This is a genomic window from Vibrio hepatarius (assembly GCF_011806575.1).
GTDB lineage: Bacteria > Pseudomonadota > Gammaproteobacteria > Enterobacterales > Vibrionaceae > Vibrio > Vibrio hepatarius_A.
Genome location: NZ_JAATOO010000001.1, coordinates 257,974 through 279,789 on the forward strand (window position 1 = coordinate 257,974; position 21,816 = coordinate 279,789).

Here is a 21,816-nt window from a genome sequence, read left to right on the forward strand (position 1 = left end):
GTTGAGCTTTTATCCCAATAGCAAAAGGTACTCTACGAATGTCTCGTACTATTATGCTTATCCCTGCAAGTGCTGGTGTTGGTCTTACTAGCGTAAGCATGGGTGTTCTTCGCGCTATGGAGCGCAAAGGCGTTAAGGTTTCTTTCTACAAGCCTATCAGCCAGCCACGCAGCGGTGGCGATCAACCAGATCTCACTTCAACCATTATCGGTGTTAACAGCGATATCAAGATCGGTCAACCTATGCCGATGTCAGTTGCAGATTCTCTAATCGGTAACGACAAAATGGATGAGCTGTTAGAAACAGTGGTTGAGCGTTACAACCAAATCAACAAAGATGCAGAAGTAACACTGATCGAAGGTCTTGTACCAACTCGTAAGCACCCATTCGCTAACCAAGTGAACGCGGAAATCGCTGCGACACTTGGTGCAGAAATCGTATTGGTTGCAACTCCGGGGACTGACAACCCAGCTCAACTTAAAGAGCGTATCGAAGTAGCATGTTCTAACTTCGGTGGTACTAAGAACAAAAACATCTCTGGCGTTATCATCAACAAACTGAATGCTCCAGTCGATGAAGCAGGCCGTACTCGCCCTGACCTCTCTGAAATCTTTGACGATGCAGATAGCGCGAAGCAGAACGAAATGAAAGTGATGGAGATCTTCAATACATCTCCAATCCGCGTTCTAGGTTGTGTGCCGTGGAGCATCGACCTAATCGCAACTCGTGCAATCGACATGGCGAAACACCTTAAAGCGGAAGTCGTTAACGAAGGTGAAATCAACACTCGTCGTATCAAGAGCATCACATTCTGTGCACGTTCTCTACCGCACATGATTGAGCACTTCAAGCCAGGTTCACTACTTGTAACTTCAGCTGACCGTCCAGACGTTATCGTTGCCGCTTCTCTAGCAGCAATGAACGGTGTAGACATCGGTGCAGTATTACTTACTGGTGGTTATGACATCCCTGAAGAGATCGCTGGCCTATGTAAGCCTGCTTTCGACACAGGTCTACCAATTTTCAAAGCGAACGGTAACACATGGCAAACGTCTCTGAACCTACAGAGCTTTAGCCTAGAAGTACCAGCTGACGATAAAGAGCGTATCGAGTTTATCAACGAGCACGTGGCAAGCCACATCGACGGTAACTGGATCGAGTCAATGACGGAAGGCACTCAGAAGTCTCGTCGTCTAAGCCCACCAGCATTCCGTTACCAACTAACTGAGCTTGCTCGCAAAGCTGGTAAGCGTATCGTGCTTCCTGAAGGTGATGAGCCGCGTACAGTGAAAGCAGCCGCTATCTGTGCAGAACGTGGTATTGCAGAGTGTGTGCTTCTTGGTAACCCAGCAGAAATCAAACGCGTTGCAGCACAGCAAGGTGTTGAGCTAGGTGCTGGCGTTCAAATCATCGACGCTGATGCTATCCGCGAAAACTACGTTGCTCGTCTAGTTGAGCTACGTGGCGCAAAAGGCATGACGGAAGTGGTTGCTCGCGAGAAACTACAAGACTCTGTATTCCTAGGCACTATGATGCTTGAGAATGACGAAGTTGACGGTCTGGTTTCTGGTGCGGTTCACACCACAGCGAACACTATCGTTCCTCCGTTCCAAATCATCAAGACTGCACCTAACGCGTCTATCGTATCATCAGTATTTTTCATGCTTCTGCCTGATCAAGTACTGGTTTACGGTGACTGTGCAATCAACCCAGATCCAACAGCTGAGCAGCTGGCTGAAATCGCGATCCAATCTGCAGATTCTGCAGCAGCGTTCGGTATCGACCCTCGCGTTGCAATGATCTCTTACTCTACTGGTGAATCTGGTAAGGGTGCAGACGTTGATAAAGTACGTGAAGCGACCAAACTGGCTCAAGAGAAACGTCCTGACCTAATCATCGACGGTCCTCTTCAATACGATGCTGCGATCATGGAAAACGTTGCTGCTTCTAAAGCGCCAAACTCTCCAGTAGCAGGTAAAGCGACCGTATTCGTATTCCCAGACCTAAACACTGGTAACACGACTTACAAAGCGGTACAGCGCTCTGCAGACCTAGTATCTATCGGTCCAATGCTGCAAGGCATGCGTAAGCCTGTAAACGACCTGTCTCGTGGTGCACTAGTAGACGACATCGTATACACAATCGCGCTAACAGCAATCCAAGCGACTCAAGAGCAGAAGTAATCCTCTCTCGATTGGATAAAATAAATTGAAAGCCCTCGACTTAGTCGAGGGCTTTTTTGTATCACTCGCATACCAGTTAAACCATCAAAATAAACACCGTGGCCCCCGTCAGAACGCTCAACAACATCGCAGGCGCAATTCTTCGCGCCAAAGACTTATCACCTAATACCACCACCATACCCATTTTGACCAAAGTATTTACCGAAGCGGCAATCACAATGCCGAGAGCAGCAGTAGGTAGCGAGAGCGTTAGCGGACTTTGCCTCGCTAGCGCAAGTGATATGGCGTCCACATCAGTGATCCCTGAAAGCGCAGACAGAATCAGCGTACCGGCGTCACCAAACCACTCAGACAACGCATGTGAAAGCAGCATTATCATCGCCAGTACAAGACCAAAAAATACCGCGGATTGCAGTGCAAGTGGGTTCTTCTGCTTGTTGTCCGGCTCAATGTTTTCGATATCGACTTCGCGCCATATTCGCCAAGCCATAAAATACATCGCTACCATCATCGATAAAATGATTGGCCACAGCAGTTTCACCAACGGTGGATTTAACACCGTCAGTACCACGATCAACCTTGGAAACATGGTGCCGCAACTGAGTAAGATTCCGCTCGCTAACAGCGGACTGATTCGGGGTTGTTCTTTGGAAAGTTGAGAAAACTGCAAGGTAAGCGCGGTCGAGGAGCTGAGCCCAGCAAACACCGATGTGAAGAGAATTCCTCGCCGTTCGCCACCAATTTTTATCGCAAAGTAACCAACAAACGAAATGCCGGCGATCAACACGACCATCCACCAAATTTCGTAAGGGTTTAGCGCATTCCAAGGACCATAAGTTTGGTTCGGCAGCATTGGCAATAGAACAATCGAGATCAGCAAAAGCCTTAACGCCGCATCCAGTTCGTACTCTTGAAGCTTTTGCAGCGCGTCGTGCAGTTCTCGCTTATTATCCAGCACTAAGGCGGTAATCACAGCGGCAGATGCCGCTAAGACGGCCTGCCCCGATGCCGCAAGGCTACCAATGACAAAGGTAATTAATAGGCTGACTACGCCAGTAATACTCAGATCTTCACTGATTCGCTGGCGTACAACAAACGCAACCCCTGCGAGACAAACAAGCGCGATAAGGGCAAAACCGAGCAATAAAGGCGTATATAATTGCGAAAGCACAGCGACTAAACCGCCGAGTAATCCGACTAACGAAAAAGTACGAATACCAGCGACTCGGCTGCCTTCGACACCGTGACGCATCACCCAACCCCGCTGAGTGCCGATAATTGCACCTAATAGCAGTGCGATAAGCAGATTCCAGATGTGATTGTCACCGCTGACAAACTCACTGATGTCCATGTTCCACCAAAAGTTATAAGCCTAATCATAAGTTTAAGCGCTTTTGGCGATTTATCTGTGAATCAGGCAAAACAATTGTGATTAAAAAAAGCCCAAAGCAGTTTTCACTTTGGGCTTTCTCCAATTGGGTTTAAACCTTATCTCGGCCGTGTGGGGAGTCGAGGTCTAATTCCGGGCCGACTGGCACAATTTGCGTCGGGTTGATTCCAGTATGGCTGTAGTAATAATGGCGTTTGATATGGTAAAAGTCTGTGGTCTGTTTGACCCCTTTCACTTGGTACAGTTCTTTTAGATAGCCCTGCAAGTTGGCGTAATCTTGAATGCGTTTCTTATTACACTTGAAGTGACCGACATAGACTGCATCAAAACGGATCAAAGTGGTAAACAAGCGCCAATCAGCTTCTGTTAGCTTATCGCCTACCAAGTATCGGTTTAGCGCCAAGTGGCTATCTAACTTGTCGAGAGCTGAGAACAACTCCTCAAACGCTTCTTCGTAAGCGTCTTGTGAAGTTGCAAAGCCACAGCGATACACACCGTTGTTAATGTTCGGATAGATAAACTGGTTCCACTCTTCAATCAAACCATGCAATTCCGCTGGATAGTAGTCATCGGTATTCCCGGTAATATGGTTGAATTCCGAATTGAACATGCGGATGATTTCCGACGACTCATTGCTGACAATCGTGTTGTACTTTTTATCCCACAATATAGGCACAGTCACCCTGCCCGTGTAATCTGGTTTTGCGTGTGTATAGAGTTGGTGTAAGCGCTTATAGCCAAACAGTGGTTCAGGCAGGCCCATTTGCCAGCCTTCGCTCAACATATCCGGACATACAACCGTAACATCAATGTGCTCTTCCAGACCCTTCAGTGCGCGGAAAATCAACGTTCGATGCGCCCATGGACAAGCTAATGACACGTAAAGATGATAGCGCCCCGATTCCGGTTGGAATTTGGCGTCAGGTTCATTCTTGATCCAATCACGAAAACCGGCGTCTTCGCGAATGAATTTACCACCTGTGGTTTTTGTGTCGTACCAGACATCATGCCAGATGCCTTCTACTAACTTACCCATCTCGTTCACCTCGTTAGATTTTAATTTAGAGTAAGTATAAAAAAGATCGCCGCACTCTAGCCCCAAGTCTTTTGTCTTAGTTGTTCGAATAATCTGAATGACAAAAGCACATTGTGTTTTCCGATTTATTCTCATTGAAAAACAGCTAGTTAAAATCGAAGTTTTGTAGGGACATAAAAAAAGCGCGGTCCCGAAGGATACCGCGCTTAAGCCCGTCACAGGCTGAATGGTTTACACTTGTACGTGCAGACAAGATACCGCGTGAACGTCGTTACCTTGTATTGTCGGCTTGGTCTTCGCACACTCTTCCGTTGCTTGTGGGCAACGAGTGCGGAATACACAGCCCGACGGTGGGCTGATTGGTGATGGAAGATCACCTTCCAGCATTTGGATTTTCTTGCTGCGCTCGATCTTTGGATCTGGAATCGGTACAGCCGACATCAGCGCGCGAGTGTAAGGGTGTTTTGGATCAGCAAATAGTGCGTCCGCTTCACCCAGCTCTACTGCGTTACCTAGGTACATAACTAGGACGCGGTCAGAGATGTGTTTTACCACTGACAAGTCGTGTGCGATGAAGACCAGAGAAAGCCCCAACTCTTTTTGGATTTCTTTCAGCAGGTTCACGACCTGAGCCTGAATCGAAACATCGAGCGCCGATACTGGTTCGTCACAGATGATCATCTTAGGCTTAAGAATAAGCGCACGTGCAATACCGATACGCTGACACTGACCACCTGAGAATTCGTGAGGGTAACGGTTGATCACGTTTGGTAGTAGACCAACTTTTGCCATCATCTCTTTAACGCGGTCTTTTACTTCCTGCTTAGACAGCTCAGGATAAAAGGTTTCTAGCGGCTCAGCGATGATGTCACCGACAGTCATACGCGGGTTAAGCGATGCCAATGGATCTTGGAAAATCATCTGGATTTCTTTGCGCGTTTCACGGCGCTGCACGCTTTTCATTTTTGTCAGGTCTTGACCCAACCAAACCACTTCACCGTCGGTTGCTTCAACCAAACCGATGATAGCGCGAGCAAACGTCGATTTACCACAGCCTGACTCACCTACTACGCCTAGCGTTTCACCTTCGTAGAGACGAACGTTAACGCCGTCGACTGCTTTAAGGTTTGAAGGCTTCGACCAAGGCCATGCCGATTTTGATGCGATGCTAAAGTGAACTTTAAGGTCTTTAACATCTAATAGTAACGATTTATCTGCACTCATTTCTTCCAAGCCTCCCATTCAGAAAAACATGCGCGCTGACGACCATCACCAAATGGCGTCAGGATTGGCGCTTCTTGCTTACAACGGTCCATCACGCGGTGGCAACGTTCCTGATAAGGACAGCCAGGTGGTAGGCGAAGTAAGTTAGGCGGGTTGCCCGGGATAGTTGGCAGAATTTCACCTTCTGTATCAAGGCGAGGGATTGCTTTCAACAGACCTTCCGCATATGGGTGGCTTGGGTTATAGAAGATTTCATCAACCGTGCCGTATTCCATTGTACGACCAGCGTACATCACTAACACTTTGTCACATGAACCCGCAACAACACCTAGGTCGTGCGTGATCATGATGATAGCTGTGTTGAATTCGTCTTTTAGCTCGTTCAGCAGGTCCATGATCTGCGCTTGAACCGTTACGTCTAGTGCCGTGGTAGGTTCATCCGCAATCAGCAGTTTAGGACGACATAGCAGCGCCATTGCGATCATTACACGCTGACGCATACCGCCCGAGAACTCGTGCGGGTACATGGTAATACGCTTACGTGCTTCAGGGATTTTCACCGCTTCGAGCATGCGTACTGATTCTTCAAACGCTTCCGCTTTACCCATGCCTTTGTGCAGCATTAACACTTCCATCAACTGGTCACTGACTTTCATGTAAGGGTTCAGTGACGTCATTGGGTCTTGGAAGATCATCGCAATCTGTTCAGCGCGAACTTTGTTCAGTTCTTTCTCAGACAGGTTTAGGATTTCTTTGCCTTCAAACTTTGCGCTACCAGAGATAATACCGTTCTTAGCCAGTAGACCCATGATAGCGAATACTGTCTGAGATTTACCTGAGCCCGACTCACCTACGATACCTAGGGTTTCGCCTTGCTTCAGAGAGAAGTTCAAATCATTTACTGCGGTTACAATACCATCTTGAGTGGTAAATTCGACGCGCAGATCTTTGACATCTAATAAGCTCATCATTGATTCCTTAATCTTATCTTTTAATTATCTGTCTTTTGGATCCAGCGCGTCGCGCAGACCATCACCAACGTAGTTGAAGCAGAATAGAGTCACAACCATGAACGCTGCTGGGAATGCCAGCTGCCAGATTGCCACTTCCATTGTCTGTGCACCTTCTTGAAGAAGTGCGCCCCAACTTGTCATTGGCTCCTGAACACCAAGACCAAGGAATGATAGGAATGATTCCGTCAGAATCATGCTCGGAATAAGCAGCGTTGAATATACCGCTACGATACCCAATACGTTCGGTACGATATGGCGAGTAATGATCTTCCAGTTACTTACACCACAAACGTGTGCCGCTTCGATGAACTCTTTGCTACGTAGGCTTAGTGTCTGACCACGTACGATACGCGCCATATCCAGCCATGCGATTGCACCAATCGCAACGAAGATAAGAATAATGTTACGACCGAAGAAGGTGACTAGTACGATAACTAGGAACATGAACGGTACTGCGTAAAGGATCTCAAGAATACGCATCATAATGCGGTCAACTTTACCACCAATGAAGCCAGATGCCGCGCCGTAAAGCGTACCAATCAGTACCGCTACGAATGCGCCCATCACACCCACCATTAGCGAGATACGACCACCAATTAGCGTACGAACGTACAAGTCACGCCCTAAGCTGTCGGTACCAAACCAGTGTTCTGCGCTTGGCGCCACGTGCATCGCGTACCAGTCAGTGTCGTCAAATGTGTACGGTGCAATCATCGGCAGAATAACCACTGCCAATGTCATTAAAACAAGGATGAATAAGCTCACCATCGCCGCTTTGTTACGCATAAAGCGGATACGAGCATCTTGCCAAAGACTACGACCTTCAATCTCTAAGTTCTCAGAGAATTTTTCAATCGCTTCTAGGTTTTCTTTTTTCGTCAACATAACCAAACTTCCCTGTTAGTAGCGAATTTTCGGGTCAATCATTGCAAGTAGAATATCTACAATCGCGTTGAATAAGATAAATAGGAAACCAATCAGAATGGTCACACCCATTACTAGCGAGTAGTCACGGTTAAATGCAGCGTTCACGAATAGCTTACCGATACCTGGTAAACCAAAGATGGTTTCGATAACAACTGAACCCGTGATGATACCTACGAATGCAGGACCCATGTAAGAAACAACAGGTAGTAGTGCTGGTTTTAGAGCGTGCTTGATGATGATGTAACGGTAACTTAAACCCTTCGCACGAGCGGTACGGATAAAGTTACTGTTCATCGTTTCAATCATCGAACCACGCGTAATACGTGCGAATGTTGCGACATAGAGTAAAGACATACCAATAACTGGCAGAACTAAGAACTTAGCACTACCGTCTTGCCAGCCACCCGCTGGGAAGATATTGAGATGCAGAGAGAATAAGTAGATTAGCGCTGGCGCTAATACGAATGATGGCATTACCACCCCGAGCATTGCGGTAGACATAATGGTGTAGTCTACCCAGGTATTCTGCTTCAAAGCGGCGATCGTCCCAACCGTTACCCCCATAATGACGGTAAAGATGAAAGCAATAAAACCCACTTTTGCAGAAACTGGCAATGCAACTGAGATCAGCTCATTTACTGAGTAATCTAGGTACTTGAATGATGGTCCGAAGTCACCTTGGACAACGTTAAACAAGTAAGTCGTGTATTGCTCGAACACTGGCTTATCTAGGCCATATTTAGCTTCGATGTTCGCCATAACTTCTGGTGGTAGAGGACGCTCGCTCGAGAATGGGTTTCCCGGCGCAAAGCGCATGAGAAAGAAAGATACGGTGATCAAAACCAACATAGTTGGGATCGCCTCAAATATCCTTTTTGCGATGAATTTAAGCATAAACTCACTCTTTCAGTCTGTGACAATATTAATTAAAGAGAATAGTCCAAATTTGTTTGGACTGAACATAGGCGCTACATGCAATTTCTCACATGTAGAGCCTAATTTTTATAGTTCTATCGAGTTAAGAGTTACTCTGTGATGTATAGATCTTTAGAGTAAATTTTCTCTTCTGGGTTGTTAGCTGGGAAGCCACCAACTTTCGGAGACAGTAGACGTGACTTCACGTACTGGTAGATAGGTGCGATAGGCATATCTTTAGCCATTAGCGCTTCTGCTTCTAGGTAAAGAGCGTTACGTTCTTCTTCAGAAGTAGAGTTAAGCGCTTTGTCGATGATCTCATCGTAAGCTTTGCTATCGTAGTGGATACCGCCAGTGGTGTTGTTGCTCTTCATTAGAGTTAGGAATGAAGATGCTTCGTTGTAGTCACCACACCAACCTGCACGAGCAACTTCAAAGTCACCAGAGTCTTTAGTTGATAGGTAAGTTTTCCACTCTTGGTTTTCTAGAGTTACGTCAAGACCCAGTGTTTTCTTCCACATAGAACCTAGAGCAACCGCCACTTTCTTGTGGTTCTCTGAAGTGTTGTATAGAAGGTTAAATTTCAGTGGGTTGTCTTTACCGTAGCCTGCTTCTTCTAGAAGACGTGCCGCTTCCGCGTTACGCTCTTCCTGAGTCATCTTACCGTATGCTGGCATTTCTGGGTTGAAGCCCGCAGTGATTTCAGGAGTTAGGAAGTAAGCCGGTTTTTGGCCTTGGCCCATGATCGCGTCACTTACGATGTCACGGTCGATCGCGTAAGAGATCGCTTTACGTACGCGTACATCATCAAATGGTGCTTTCTTAGTGTTGAAGATGTAGTAGTAAGTACATAGGTTACCCACTACTGACAATGATTCTGGGTGCTCTTTCTTCAGACGTTTGAAGTGCTCTACTGGCACGTCGTAGCTGATGTCGATTTCACCCGCTAGGAAACGGTTCATCTCTGCAACTTGGTTTTCGATCGGTAGGAACGTAACCTTGTTTAGAGTGGTGTTTTCGTTATCCCAGTATTGTTCGTTACGCTTAAGAACTAGACGCTCATTCACAACCCAGTTGTCTACAACAAACGCACCGTTACCTACGAAGTTCTCTGGTTTCGTCCATTGATCACCAAACTTCTCAACTGTCGCTTGATGCACAGGCTTCACTGTCGTGTGACCCATCATCATCACGAAGTAAGGTACTGCTGTATCCAGCTCAACAACCAATGTGTTGTCGTCTACCGCTTTAACACCTAGCTCGCTCTTGTCTTTCTTACCAGCAACGATGTCTTTCGCATTCTTCATCTTGGTGTATTCCATGTACCAAGCATATGGAGAAGCGGTTGCAGGATCGACTGCACGCTGGAAGCTGTATACGAAATCGCCAGCAGTTACAGGGTCGCCATTTGACCATTTAGCGTCTTTGCGTAGGTGGAAAGTAAAGGTTTTGTTATCCGCCGTTTCCCAAGATTCAGCAACACCAGGAACGGTATTACCGTTTTCATCTTGGTTAACTAGACCTTCAAGAAGATCACGAATTACGTGAGACTCTGGAACACCTTGAGATTTGTGTGGGTCAATTGTCGCTACCTCAGTACCGTTACCACGCACAACTTCTTGAACTGCTGCTAGTTTTGGTGCTTGAGAATCAGACTTAGCTTCTGGTGCAGGAGCTGGGGCTGGTTGAGTTGCTTGCTTTTCTTCTGGTTTATCACCACAACCAGTAAGAGCTAGAGAAAGGCCCGCGCCGATAAATAACGTGCGCGTGATTTTGTTCTTATACATGCGTAAAACTCCAAGTTTTTCATTTGCATCCATGACTTCTTTGCAGGTTCACTAGAACGGACAGTGATTTAGATTTTTTTAGCACAAAAAGTAGGCATAAAAAGCTAAAACCATACAAAGATTGCGGCACACATTATCAATCATTGAAGCAATTTGCCATAAAAATGTAGCAAAAAGTCGTATAATCCACCGATAACTTCAACATTTCAGATGATAATGTCAATCAGATTGTAAAAATTAGTATATCTGATTAGCTCACACCCTGGAGATAGAGCGATGCACCACATTATCTAAAAAGACGCCGCATTTTAGCATCTTGTGCTATAAATTATGCAAAAAAATTAACAATAACTGTGCACAACCGCTAACATTTCGCGACATTCATCTCATCTGACGTGGTTTTTTGTGACCTTTATCACTGGAACGAAACGGCGTTTTAATCCAAATATTCAACAATAGAAATATCACTATAGATGCAGTTCTACACTGTGATTTTGTAAAGTGAAACGTCAGAATTACACCAAATATGCAATGACAGAAACGGACGACACGGCGAAAGTCGTAGTTCCATTTATCGAAGCGATTTCGGGTAAATAAGGGAAGATTTAACTCAGTTTGAGTTAATTATTCTTTGTCGAAGCTGTCTACCACGATCGCTCCCATTGAGGCAGGCATTGAAATCACGATGATTCGTTTGAAAGCGACTAGAGGCTCGCTAAACAAAGGAAGTTTATCGAGACAGAGCAAAACCAGCGCAACAACGAAGGTCGTCATTAGGTAAGCTATGAAAATTCTGAAGAAGAACACCCAATGCCGAGATTCAATGTTCTTCTGAAACACGCTTTCATACGTATAAAGACCAAGAAAAGTAATCGAGAGAGTGAACAGAAGCGCGAGATTTGACGGAGCAAGCGTCTCCCCCAACCTCCACGCTTCTTCAGAAAATGAAATCGGCACAGCGAGTGCAAACGCACCAACAAAGATTTGGCTGGCATCTTCGATATTAAAACTTAACTTCATAAATGCACTCGCTTAATTTATCTGATGATCAAGTCTTACTACTTTGCTTCCTGTGCAGGGCTAGACACTTGAGTTGACGACTGAGCCACCAACTTAGTCACGCCTTTCTGTAAGATCAAGTTGTTAGGGTAAGTAATGATGTTACCGCTACTATGACGAAGAATAACGTGAAACATAGTGATATCGATGATTACCCCGCTGATGTCTTCGTCTTTTTCCGCGACTTTAACGCGATCACCAATACGATAAGGAAAGACAAAGAATATCAGCACACTAGCGGTCAAGTTGCTCAGTATTGACCACTGAGCAAACAACGCGACACCTAATACAGCGAAAATCGATGAGAGGAATATCGATACATCTCCAAATCCGACATCCAAAATAATCAGAAAAAAGGAGATGAACAGGCCAAACGCAATAACATTAAACGCCTTAACGACAAACTGAGTACGCTTAAATGACACTCTTTTGTTGTCTGCTAAAGCTTCTATCCAGCGACGCCCTAGCCTCTTAATAACGAGATAACCGAGAATCAGCAAACAACCGAATAAAATCTGTTTAAACAACATGTTGGTTTGAATAAACTCAACCATCAAATAAACCTTAACTTCTTAAGAATCACAACTTCAACCGCCACGATAGCCAACAAGCTTACACAGAACAGCGCAAACGCAAATGGGCTTTCTGTTCCGGGAATGCCACCAATATTGACCCCAAGCAACCCGGTAAAGAAACCCGCCGGTAAGAATATCCCCGCAATCACAGAAAACAAATACGTGTTTCGATTCATTTTTTCCGTTTGCTGCTGATTGAGGTTCATTAGATACACTTCAATCTGGTCAATGTAAAACTCTACCGACTCGTTAATACGCGCCATCATATCCAAACAGTTTTTCAATTCATTCTGTTTGTTGTCCATCACTTTAGGATGCGTTGCTAAGATATCTTCCAACACATACTTCTGCGGCTTTAGGTAGCGTTTTAGACGCAGCAGGCGGGTGTGTACCGAGTTTAAGCTTTTTAGCTCAAGGTCTGAATCCAAACTTAGCGAGTCCAACATTTCTTCAACTGGAGCAAGAAACTCTGAAATGTTGTTATTGATTCGGTTAACCATAGCCAAAATCAAATCTTGTAACGTATTTGGCCCCTGCCCTTGTTCAAGCTGATTAATCAACGAAGTCACGGCTCTTGAAGGTACTTTTCGGGTCGAGATCACCGCACCTTTATACCAAAGAATACGCAGACTGAGCATATCATCCGGTTCTGCGCCTTGGTTAAAGTTGATGCCGCGCAAGATGATCAGAAAACAATCTTCGGCATACTTTTCAAAACGTGGTCGAGTATCGTCAGCAAGTAAAGAATCTACAATGGCATTGGAAACACCATTTCGGCTCAGCCACTCTTTTAAACCTGATGCATCACGTTGGCAGTGATACCAAATCGCAGGCATGATCGAATCATCACTTGGCTCATTTTTCTCCACCTTGTCGGTGCCGAAACGCCAACTCGTAATCAAAAACTCTGCCATATCCTGACCTTATTTCTTTTGTTGTGTGTGAACACGGTTTCACTTTTATATTAGCTTAATTTATCAGAGGTTTACGTAGCACTCTATCGAATAAGCGGTTAAAGCTTCATACAGTACAAGCGCTGCACTCATACTCTGAGTGCGGCGAATAATCAACGAGCTTCAATAGATTAGAAAGAAAAACATTATGATGTTAACGATAGAAATTTTTTATGGATTGTAGACAAGGTGATGCGGCAACGTTGTTAGGCTACCGCGTGTTTGTGTTCGTCAATTTTCTCTTTGACTTGTTCAACCAACGCTAACGCGCGGTCGAAGTCATAACTTGAAACGGCGTCAAACAACTTGCTGTTTAATTCTGGGCTAAGTTGCTCAAAACAATGCTGGTGCTGTGAATAGAATTGCTCTGATTCTAAATCGCTTTCTTTTAGTAAGATTTCCAATTGCAACACTCTTTGTTCAAACTCGTGCAAGTTCTCTGCATTGCATTCCATCACTTGATGAACTTGGTGCACAGAGTCGCTCTCTGAAACCTCTTTGCTTCGCGCAGGCGCACTCACGCCAGAATGATCGATGCTGAGCTCAATAGTGAACAAGAACGTACTGCCAATACCACATTCACTTTCAACTTCGACTGTCCCCCCCATAAGAGCCGCAATACGCTTACATATCGTTAACCCTAAGCCTGTACCACCATATTTGCGCGTTGTTGATGCATCGGCTTGCTGGTAACTCTCGAAGATTTTCGCCTGTTCATCGAATGATAAGCCAATGCCTGTATCCGCGACACTAAATTGAATCCGAGCTTTGTCGTTAGACTGGCTTAGCAACTCTACATTCAGTGCGATTCCACCTTCTTCGGTAAATTTAATCGCGTTACTCACGTAGTTGAGCAAGATTTGCTTGATTCTGAGTGGGTCGCCGACCAGCACTGGAATCTCACTCTCAATACTGGCGACGAAAGAAATACCACGCATACTCGCTTTATAGTCGAACAGGTCATACACGTCCTGTATCAAGGGCTCGACCTCAAACGGAATGTACTCAATATCGACTTTGCCAGCGTCCAGTTTCGATAAGTCGAGAATGTCATTAATCAGAGACAACAGGTGTTTGGCAGATTTATCGATCTTCAGTAGATGACTTTTGTGTTCGTCACTCAGGTTGGAGTTGAGTAACACGTGTGATAAACCCAAAATCGAGTTCATCGGCGTTCGCACTTCGTGGCTGATATTAGAGATAAACTGGCTCTTCGCGACGTTTGCTTTCTCAGCTTCAAGTTTTGCGTGTTTCAGCTCCGTCGTAAGGGTATCTAATTCTTCCCCCATTAGAATGATTTCGTTGGCGGTTTCATTAAGTTCCGTAAGTCGGAATCCATCGTGGGAGAGCTTGAAATCACCGATACTCGCCCTATGTACCATGTCTTGGATTTGGCTAAGCGGCTCGGCGATAAAATCACTCATCTTCTTCGAAGAGACCCAAATAAAGATCAAGAACAAGGTATAGAAAGCTACCAAGCCCGCAATCATCAGATAACCGATATTCTGATACTTATCTTCTAGCTGTCTAGATGCCGCGTACATCTTGTTCTCATCTACGATCAGTAGTAATCGCCACTGAGTTTCTGGAATGGTTGACCAAGCGACTAATTTGTTCGCATTATCCAGTTGTAATTGCATCAAACCATCAACACTGTTTAACAGACTTTGGCTTAATGTTTTAGTGTCTTCGCGTTTTAATAAGTTAAACGCTTCGGGTTTGAATATTTCTTCGGTAATCGCTTGCTGGTAGCTGTAATCGGTTAACTCTTTTAGGCCAAAATCCTGCTCCCCTTGGGGTGGCAGCGCCATAATAGTGCCATTCGCGCTGGCGAGCACCGCATACCCTCCCCAAGGTACGGCGAGGCTTTGAATACTATCGACAATCGCACTCACAGTAACATCGAGTCCGACAACACCTTCTAAAACACCATTGTTATATACAGGTGCAATTGATGATGCCATCCAACCATTCCCAGCAGGATCAATGTAAACATCCGTCCAAACGTTTTGTTGTTCTGGATTGTGTTTCTGGTCCGCTAGGTAATAGAAATTATAATCTGGGATCACCATGTCGGTCGGATATTGCTCCAAGGTGTTAAACCAAGGATAGATTCGGTTGTAAGAGTCCCAACTGTTGAAATACGCCGATGCAACCAAGTCATTATTATCGACCAGTTGCTTCATTAACGGATCAAGACGGGACAACTTGCTGACTTTATCCCAATCTTTATTCTCTGTATGAGCAGAGTAAAAAGACGCCGCACCACCTAAGTTTTGTTTTGAGTACATGACACCACTCTCGCTCATAGCAAGGTTGGTATGCTCCTCCGTGGTGTTAGATAGCGGCTCCTGAAGAATTCTGGCGGTTTCGTTGCGATAAAGCGTCGTCATACCTGCTACCGATTTAAGCTTCTCGCGGATAACACCAGACTCTCGAACCGCGGAAATTTTCAGTTCTTCATCCACTTGGGTACGAATGTACTGCATGTTGTCTCGGTTGATGAAATGGTTGCTGAGCAAATAGGCCGCGATAAGTACCGATTCAACTAAGATCAGAGGAATGATTCCGGTTTTAACCATTGAGCGCCATACCCAAGCGCGAGTGGTTATCTTATTGGCTCGCATGTTTTGTCCAATCAATTTAACTAAAGTCATGCTCTTTCAGGCTCATGTTTTGCTTCGCAACTTGATAAAGCTCGTCGGCGATATCAATAAAGGCATCAATGATTTCTGGGTCAAACTGAGTACCTTTGCCAGACAAAATGATTTGTACCGCATCCTGGTGAGTAAAAGCGGGTTTGTAGATTCTTCGGCTAATCAAGGCGTCATACACATCCGCAATCGCCATTAAACGAGCCGAAAGAGGGATTTCATCACCGACAAGCCCTTGCGGGTAACCTTTCCCATCCCAATGCTCGTGGTGAGAATGGGCAATCTCTTTGGCATATTTAAGAAAGTCCATTTGCTGACCACTGACCTTTTCCGCATTGCTGATCGCGTCGTAGCCAATCGTGGTGTGGGTTTTCATGATTTCGAATTCGTCTTCAGTCAGGTGGCCTTTTTTCAGCAAGATATAATCGGGAATACCGATTTTACCAATGTCATGCAACGGTGCCGATTTACAAATTAGCTCAATAACATCATCACTTAACTGATTCGCATAACTCGGGTTTTGACGAAGTTTTTCGGCTAGGTGTTTTATGTAGGTCTGAGTACGTAAAATATGATTGCCAGTGTCGTTATCTCGCGTTTCAGCCAGAGATATCATCGCATAGAACGCCACGTCCTGAATTGCATGCAACTCTTCTTGTTGTTTGATGGCTTCACAAGTCCGGCGCTGGACCTCTTTCTCCAACGCTTCATTTTCTCCTTTTAACATGTCTGACGAGAGTTTAAGCGACACATGCGTTTTGACCCGAGCTTGGACAATTTCTGGATTGACTGGTTTGGTAACGTAATCTGCCGCTCCTAGCGCCAGGCCTTTTTGTTCATCGATTCGTTCAGATTTTGCGGTTAAGAAAATAATGGGAATATCGCGGGTAGACGGTTGGGATTTGAGTCTTTGACATACCTCATAACCATCCATCTCGGGCATCATAATGTCGAGAAGAATTAAGTCTGGCTTTGCAGACTCTGCTAAAGCGATACCCCGAGCCCCACTGTTTGCACCTTTTACACGATAATCATCTTTTAATAGCTGATACATCAGCGTTAGGTTTTCCGGGATATCATCAATAACGAGTATGATTGGCTTGGAAGACGACATTGCGTACATCCTCTCCTCCTTGAACATCCAAAAGCATCCGTTTTAGATATCTAGCATTCACTATAGCTTCAACAGCAAAAGTAGTATTCTTTTGCCTAATTATTATTTTTCTAGTTACTACTAATGTAGTAGAGGCTTAAATAAAAATCAGCGCATTAATTTAACCAGACTAACTTTATTCAGTAACCTCCAGTTAAACTAATCTAATAATCCACTGAATTACAAGGACAAAATAAGGTTAAGCAGAACTTTTGACTACTTTCTCAACCTTGAAGAACTGCCGCTGAAAAAGTGAGATAAAGATTTCGCCAGAATGTGACGGGAAAATGCTCTACGCCGTTGTGATTGAAGTCAGTACTGAACTGCGAGAACAAAAGAATCGCCCACAGGATGCAGGCGATTGAGTGTGAACTTATATAGAGCGGACGGTTGGTTTATCCAGCTTGCTCGGCGTCTTGAGCAATACTCCAATCCCCGCCAAGCGATTTATACAACGCGATGGTTGCCTGTGCTGTTTGCAGCTTCGCCGCAACTCGCTGGTCTTGCATCATTCGTTGCTGGCGCTGTGCATCTAGCACAGACAAATGATCAATGAGTCCCGCGCGATAGAGTGATTTTGCTTTACTCACCGCTTTATCGGTCGCGATCATCGCTTCATCAATACGGCGCTGATTTTCCTGACTTCTGCCATAGGCGAACAGCGTCGATTCCGTTTCCGCTAACGCAGCGTCAACCGTGTGTTGATAAGACAGTTTCGCCGAATCAAACCGCGCTTGATTGATCGCCTCCATTGCATCCCCACGACCGCCATCGAACAGGTTCCAACTTACACCTGCTGCGCCCATCCAACCAAAAGAATCACTACTGAATAGGTCATCAAAGCTAGATGCGGATAAATTAGGTGCACCCGTTAAGAAGAACTTAGGGTATTGGTCTGCAATACTCGCTGCCAGTTCTTCATTCAACGCAGCCATTTCACGCTCAGCCAAACGAATATCGGTACGACGCTTGAGCAAATCAGACGGTAATCCCACTGGTACCATATCTTGCATCGCAGGTACGCCCTGAGTCTGCGCCAAACGAATCTCTACTTTTGTTAGCGGCTCACCAAGCAATACCGCTAAACGGTGCTTATGTGTCTGCTGCGCGATCTCGAGTTGAGGAACGATCGATTCCATCGCCGCCAACGTCGCTTTTGCCTGTGCTAAATCGAGCTCTGAGCCATACCCGCTGCGCACAACTTTCTCGACCAAATCTAGCGTACGTCTTTGGTCTTCTAGATTCGATTTCGCTATCTCAAGGCGCTCACTCGCGCCTTGGTATTGCAGATAGTTGTGAATCAAATCAGCAGTAATCACTGTTGTTAGACCGCTTTGATAAATCTCCGCTTGTTCGATCCGAATCTGCGCTGCGTTTGCCTGACGATCAATACGACCAAATAAGTCGATTTCCCAAGCGATACTTGCACCTGCGAACACACCATCGTGCTGGTTGTCCATCAAAGTGATGTTACCCACTTGCGGTGGCAAACCAGATACCGAATCGCTTAACGGATTCAATATCGGGCCAAGTGAAGAGTCGTTCTTACTCATTTGATAGTTCACATAGCCAGCCCCCAAATTCACTGTCGGAACTTTGAATGACTCCACCATGGTCTTGTAGCTGTTGGCCATTTTCACGCGTTCAGCGGCGACTTTCAGTGGAATGCTCTGGCTCTGCATATCTTGAATCATCTGATTCAGAATTGGATCTTTAAACTCTGTCCACCAATATTCATTTTGCTGCGCTTCAGTACTCAGCCCGGATTCTTCCGCATTCAAGTAAGTTTCTGCCATGCTGGTACTCGGCTCTTGGTAATCAGGACCGACCGCACAACCGGTTAAACTCAGTGCCAGAACGACTGGCGCTAGGATGAACTTTTTCATGATGACGCCTCCTCTAACTTAGCGTTTGTTTCAGTTGATGGTTGTTCGTCTTTGTACGCTAAGCGATACAATGCTGGCATCACAAACAGAGACAATACCGTAGCCGCTGCCAAGCCACCGATAATGGTTGCTGCCATTTGGTCAAACAACAGGTCCGTCAGCAGTGGAATCATACCCAGAGCAGTAGTCAACGCGCCCATAGAGATCGCCATAGTACGGTTAACCGTCGCCTCTTTAATCGCATCAGACAAACTCATGCCATTGGCTCTTTCCAGCTCGATTTGGTCCATGAGTACAATACCGTTTTTAATGATCATCCCCGTCAGCGTGATGGCACCGATAATCGCCATGAAACCGAACGGTTTATCAAACCCAAGCAAAGCAAACGCTGCGCCTGACGCCGCTAGTGGCAAGGTCGCCAAGATAATGATTGGCTGCTTAAAGCCGTTAAACATCGCCACCAAGATGATCACCATGATTAACATCGCTTTCGGCTGCTGCTTCATAATGTCAGTGACGGACTTGTTCTCATCATAATATTCACCACCCCACTCCATGCTGTAGCCTGCTGGTAGCTCGATGGCTTCAATTTGATCTTTAATCGCGTTTCTTACGTTTGCTGGTGTCGTGTCGCGACTAACACCTGCCTGTACTGTGATGGTTTTCACTCGGTCACGACGCCAGATCATGCTTTCTTCGGTCACCAATTCAAATCCGTCAACGACCTGACCTAGTGGCACACTGTTAAAGCCAATCAGAGAACGAACAGGCAGTGTTTCCAGCGATGCCATGTTCTGTGACGTAGCACGTAGGTGGATTGGGATAAGCTCATCGTTAAGATTCATTTGTCCCAGTGGCATACCGTCTGACGCGCGTTTTAGTGCAAAGGCAACATCGGCACGGTTAATACCCGCGTGGCGCATCTTGTCTTGGTTTAAGATTGGCTTGAGCACTTTGCTCTCTTGGCGCCAATCATCACGGATGTATTTTGCATCGGCTTGTGAAGCAAAGATTACTTTCGCTTGTGCTGCTAACTCATGCAGTACGGCTTCGTCAGGCCCAGAGAAACGTGCTTCAACCGCAAACTTGTCTTTTGTTGCCAACTTCAGAGCACGGAAGCGTGGCTCTGCGTCAGGAAACTCTTGCTTTAACCATTCATCACCACGGGCAACCAAAGTGCTGATGCTCGGGTAGTCGACGGTATTAATCAACACCTGACCATAAGCAGGATCTAGCGGCTCTGGTTCTACCGTTACCGAGAAACGAGGTGCGCTCGTACCAACATAACTAGAGATATTTTTCACCTCTGGCTGCGCTACTAACCATTCTTCGACTTTGCGCATATCCGCTGAAGTCTGTTCAATTTTTGCGCCATTCGGTAACCAGTAGTCTAAGAACACGATCGCGCGGTCTGATTGCGGAAGAAAGTTCACCGCAACGGCAGGGATCACCAATGCTGTGGCAATGATTAACGGAACCAAAGCCGATAACGCTCTACGCGGATTATCCACCGTCCAGAAAACCAGCTTCTTGTAACGACTCGGTTTTACTTCTTCATTGACCGCTTTAGGTTTAATGAACATCCAAGACATCAGCACGGTGAACGTCATCGCCACAATCCAAGAGAGCAGCAGTGACGACGCCATGATGTCGAAGACGGAACTCGCAAATTCAGCCGAGTCTGTTTTAGAGAACAATACCGGGCTCGCACCCATGATCGCGATGACTGTTGCACCGAGTAACGGGATGGCAGTTTCTTTAACCGAGTCAATCGCAGCTCTCGTACGTTCGATACCTTTGTTGAGCTTCACTATCATCATGTCGGTAATAACAATCGCGTTATCCACCAGCATGCCGAGAGCCAAAATGAAAGTGCCGAGAGAAACACGGTGCAAGTCGATACCCGCAATGTTCATGTAGCTTAGCGTGAGCAAAATAGTCAGCAGCAAACTCGCACCAACAATTGTCGCACTCTTAAAGCCCATAAACACCAGTAGGACAACGAACACGATCGCGACACTTTCAAGCAGGTTTCCGACAAAAGCATCGATAGACTTTTGGACTTCTTCCGGTTGGTACGCGACAGCAGAAATATCGACACCTAGTGGTAGCGTCTGCTGAAAATTCGCGATGATTTCTTGAATCGTATCGCCGAGAGAAACAACATTGATACCTTGTACCGGACTGACCGCCAAAGTAACCGCAGGTTCACCGTTGTAACGATTTTCCGACAATGCAGGCGTTTGATAACCCATTGAGATATCCGCGATATCCCCTAAGCGAATTAAACCAGAACCTAAGTCACCCGACCCACCATTGATTACCAGATTACGAATATCTTCCAAAGACTGAAATTCACTGGTTTGCGCGATACGAATACGTTCAGTACCCGCATCGAATTTACCCGCTTCAAACGTAGTATTTTGCGAGTTCAACTGGTTCCAAACTTGCGCGATAGACAAACCGTACTGCGCCAAACGTTCATCAGGCATGTCGATGTTGACTACGCGTGGTTGAACACCGTGTAACTCGATTTTCTTAATCCCATCTACGGCTTTGATCTGGCGTTGTAGCTCTTCCGCGTAACGGCGCAATTCTTCTGGCGCGGCGTCTTCACTATGGATAGAGAAAAGCATGCCATACACTTCTGAGAACTCGTCTTGAACGATGCTGATCTGCGCCGATGACGGTAATTGCAGTTTTACATCGTCCACTTTGCGTCTTAGCAAGTCCCACTGTTGGGGCAATGCTTTGGAGTTGAGACTCTCTTTTAAGTCAACAAACACCATCGACATGCCCGGACGCGACAACGAACGCAAACGTTCTAACTCTGCCATTTCTTGCAGTTTCGTCTCGACGGTGTCCGTCACTTGTTGTTCGACTTCTTCGGCAGAGGCGCCCGGATAAAGCGTCACCACAACCGCTGTCTTAACCGTAAAGCTAGGGTCTTCCAATTTACCCAGGTCAAAGTATGAATAAACGCCAGCAATCGCGCTAAGGACGATAAAGAACAATACGAACTTGCGCTGACGAATAGCGAATTCAGCTAAATTGATCATGG

General features: G+C 45.8%; 15 protein-coding genes. 1 reads left to right on the top strand and 14 read right to left on the bottom strand.

Features of this window, described 5'->3' with window-relative positions:
• Positions 1-38: 38 nt before the first annotated feature.
• The gene (gene pta, locus HCZ42_RS01135; RefSeq protein ID WP_167418951.1) at positions 39-2,183 is read left to right on the top strand and encodes a phosphate acetyltransferase; all 2,145 of its coding nucleotides are present in this window, start codon (positions 39-41) and stop codon (positions 2,181-2,183) included.
• A 76-nt stretch (positions 2,184-2,259) separates the two neighbouring features.
• Here the strand turns inward: pta and HCZ42_RS01140 are convergent, their stop codons facing one another.
• The 14 genes from HCZ42_RS01140 to HCZ42_RS01205 form a co-directional block, all read right to left on the bottom strand.
• Positions 2,260-3,534 (bottom strand): MgtC/SapB family protein, encoded by a 1,275-nt coding sequence (locus tag HCZ42_RS01140; protein WP_167418952.1) that lies wholly within the window; start codon positions 3,532-3,534, stop codon positions 2,260-2,262.
• A gap of 130 nt (positions 3,535-3,664) precedes the next feature.
• Positions 3,665-4,609: a glutathione S-transferase family protein gene (locus tag HCZ42_RS01145; RefSeq protein WP_167418953.1), complete on the bottom strand. Its 945-nt coding sequence runs from the start codon at positions 4,607-4,609 to the stop codon at positions 3,665-3,667.
• Between the two features lie 231 nt (positions 4,610-4,840).
• Positions 4,841-5,833 (bottom strand): murein tripeptide/oligopeptide ABC transporter ATP binding protein OppF, encoded by a 993-nt coding sequence (oppF, locus tag HCZ42_RS01150; RefSeq protein ID WP_167418954.1) that lies wholly within the window; start codon positions 5,831-5,833, stop codon positions 4,841-4,843.
• Positions 5,830-6,801, bottom strand: coding sequence for an ABC transporter ATP-binding protein (locus tag HCZ42_RS01155; RefSeq protein ID WP_053408083.1), 972 nt, complete (start codon positions 6,799-6,801; stop codon positions 5,830-5,832). Before HCZ42_RS01155 ends, oppF begins: the two co-directional genes overlap by 4 nt.
• A gap of 27 nt (positions 6,802-6,828) precedes the next feature.
• On the bottom strand, positions 6,829-7,731 hold the full coding sequence (gene oppC / locus HCZ42_RS01160) for an oligopeptide ABC transporter permease OppC (protein ID WP_167418955.1): 903 nt from the start codon (positions 7,729-7,731) through the stop codon (positions 6,829-6,831).
• Positions 7,732-7,746: 15 nt separating this feature from the next.
• Positions 7,747-8,667 carry an oligopeptide ABC transporter permease OppB gene (gene oppB / locus HCZ42_RS01165; RefSeq protein WP_167418956.1) on the bottom strand — a complete coding sequence of 307 codons (921 nt, stop codon included), beginning with the start codon at positions 8,665-8,667 and terminating at the stop codon, positions 7,747-7,749.
• Between the two features lie 131 nt (positions 8,668-8,798).
• A complete protein-coding gene (locus tag HCZ42_RS01170) occupies positions 8,799-10,475 on the bottom strand; it encodes an ABC transporter substrate-binding protein (RefSeq protein WP_167418957.1) in 1,677 nt (558 codons plus the stop codon).
• Between the two features lie 624 nt (positions 10,476-11,099).
• Positions 11,100-11,495, bottom strand: a complete 396-nt coding sequence (locus HCZ42_RS01175; RefSeq protein ID WP_167418958.1) for a DUF2391 family protein — start codon at positions 11,493-11,495, stop codon at positions 11,100-11,102.
• 38 nt (positions 11,496-11,533) lie between these two features.
• The gene (locus HCZ42_RS01180; protein ID WP_167418959.1) at positions 11,534-12,088 is read right to left on the bottom strand and encodes a mechanosensitive ion channel domain-containing protein; all 555 of its coding nucleotides are present in this window, start codon (positions 12,086-12,088) and stop codon (positions 11,534-11,536) included.
• The gene (locus tag HCZ42_RS01185; protein ID WP_167418960.1) at positions 12,088-13,023 is read right to left on the bottom strand and encodes a CorA family divalent cation transporter; all 936 of its coding nucleotides are present in this window, start codon (positions 13,021-13,023) and stop codon (positions 12,088-12,090) included. Before HCZ42_RS01185 ends, HCZ42_RS01180 begins: the two co-directional genes overlap by 1 nt.
• A gap of 245 nt (positions 13,024-13,268) precedes the next feature.
• The gene (locus tag HCZ42_RS01190) at positions 13,269-15,689 is read right to left on the bottom strand and encodes a sensor histidine kinase (RefSeq protein WP_167418961.1); all 2,421 of its coding nucleotides are present in this window, start codon (positions 15,687-15,689) and stop codon (positions 13,269-13,271) included.
• 16 nt (positions 15,690-15,705) lie between these two features.
• Positions 15,706-16,839 carry a response regulator gene (locus tag HCZ42_RS01195; protein WP_167418962.1) on the bottom strand — a complete coding sequence of 378 codons (1,134 nt, stop codon included), beginning with the start codon at positions 16,837-16,839 and terminating at the stop codon, positions 15,706-15,708.
• A gap of 425 nt (positions 16,840-17,264) precedes the next feature.
• Positions 17,265-18,755, bottom strand: a complete 1,491-nt coding sequence (locus HCZ42_RS01200) for an efflux transporter outer membrane subunit (protein WP_167418963.1) — start codon at positions 18,753-18,755, stop codon at positions 17,265-17,267.
• Entirely contained in the window at positions 18,752-21,814 is a 3,063-nt protein-coding gene (locus HCZ42_RS01205) for an efflux RND transporter permease subunit (RefSeq protein WP_167418964.1), read from the bottom strand. The genes HCZ42_RS01200 and HCZ42_RS01205 overlap by 4 nt, the downstream gene beginning before the upstream one ends.
• Positions 21,815-21,816: the final 2 nt, after the last annotated feature.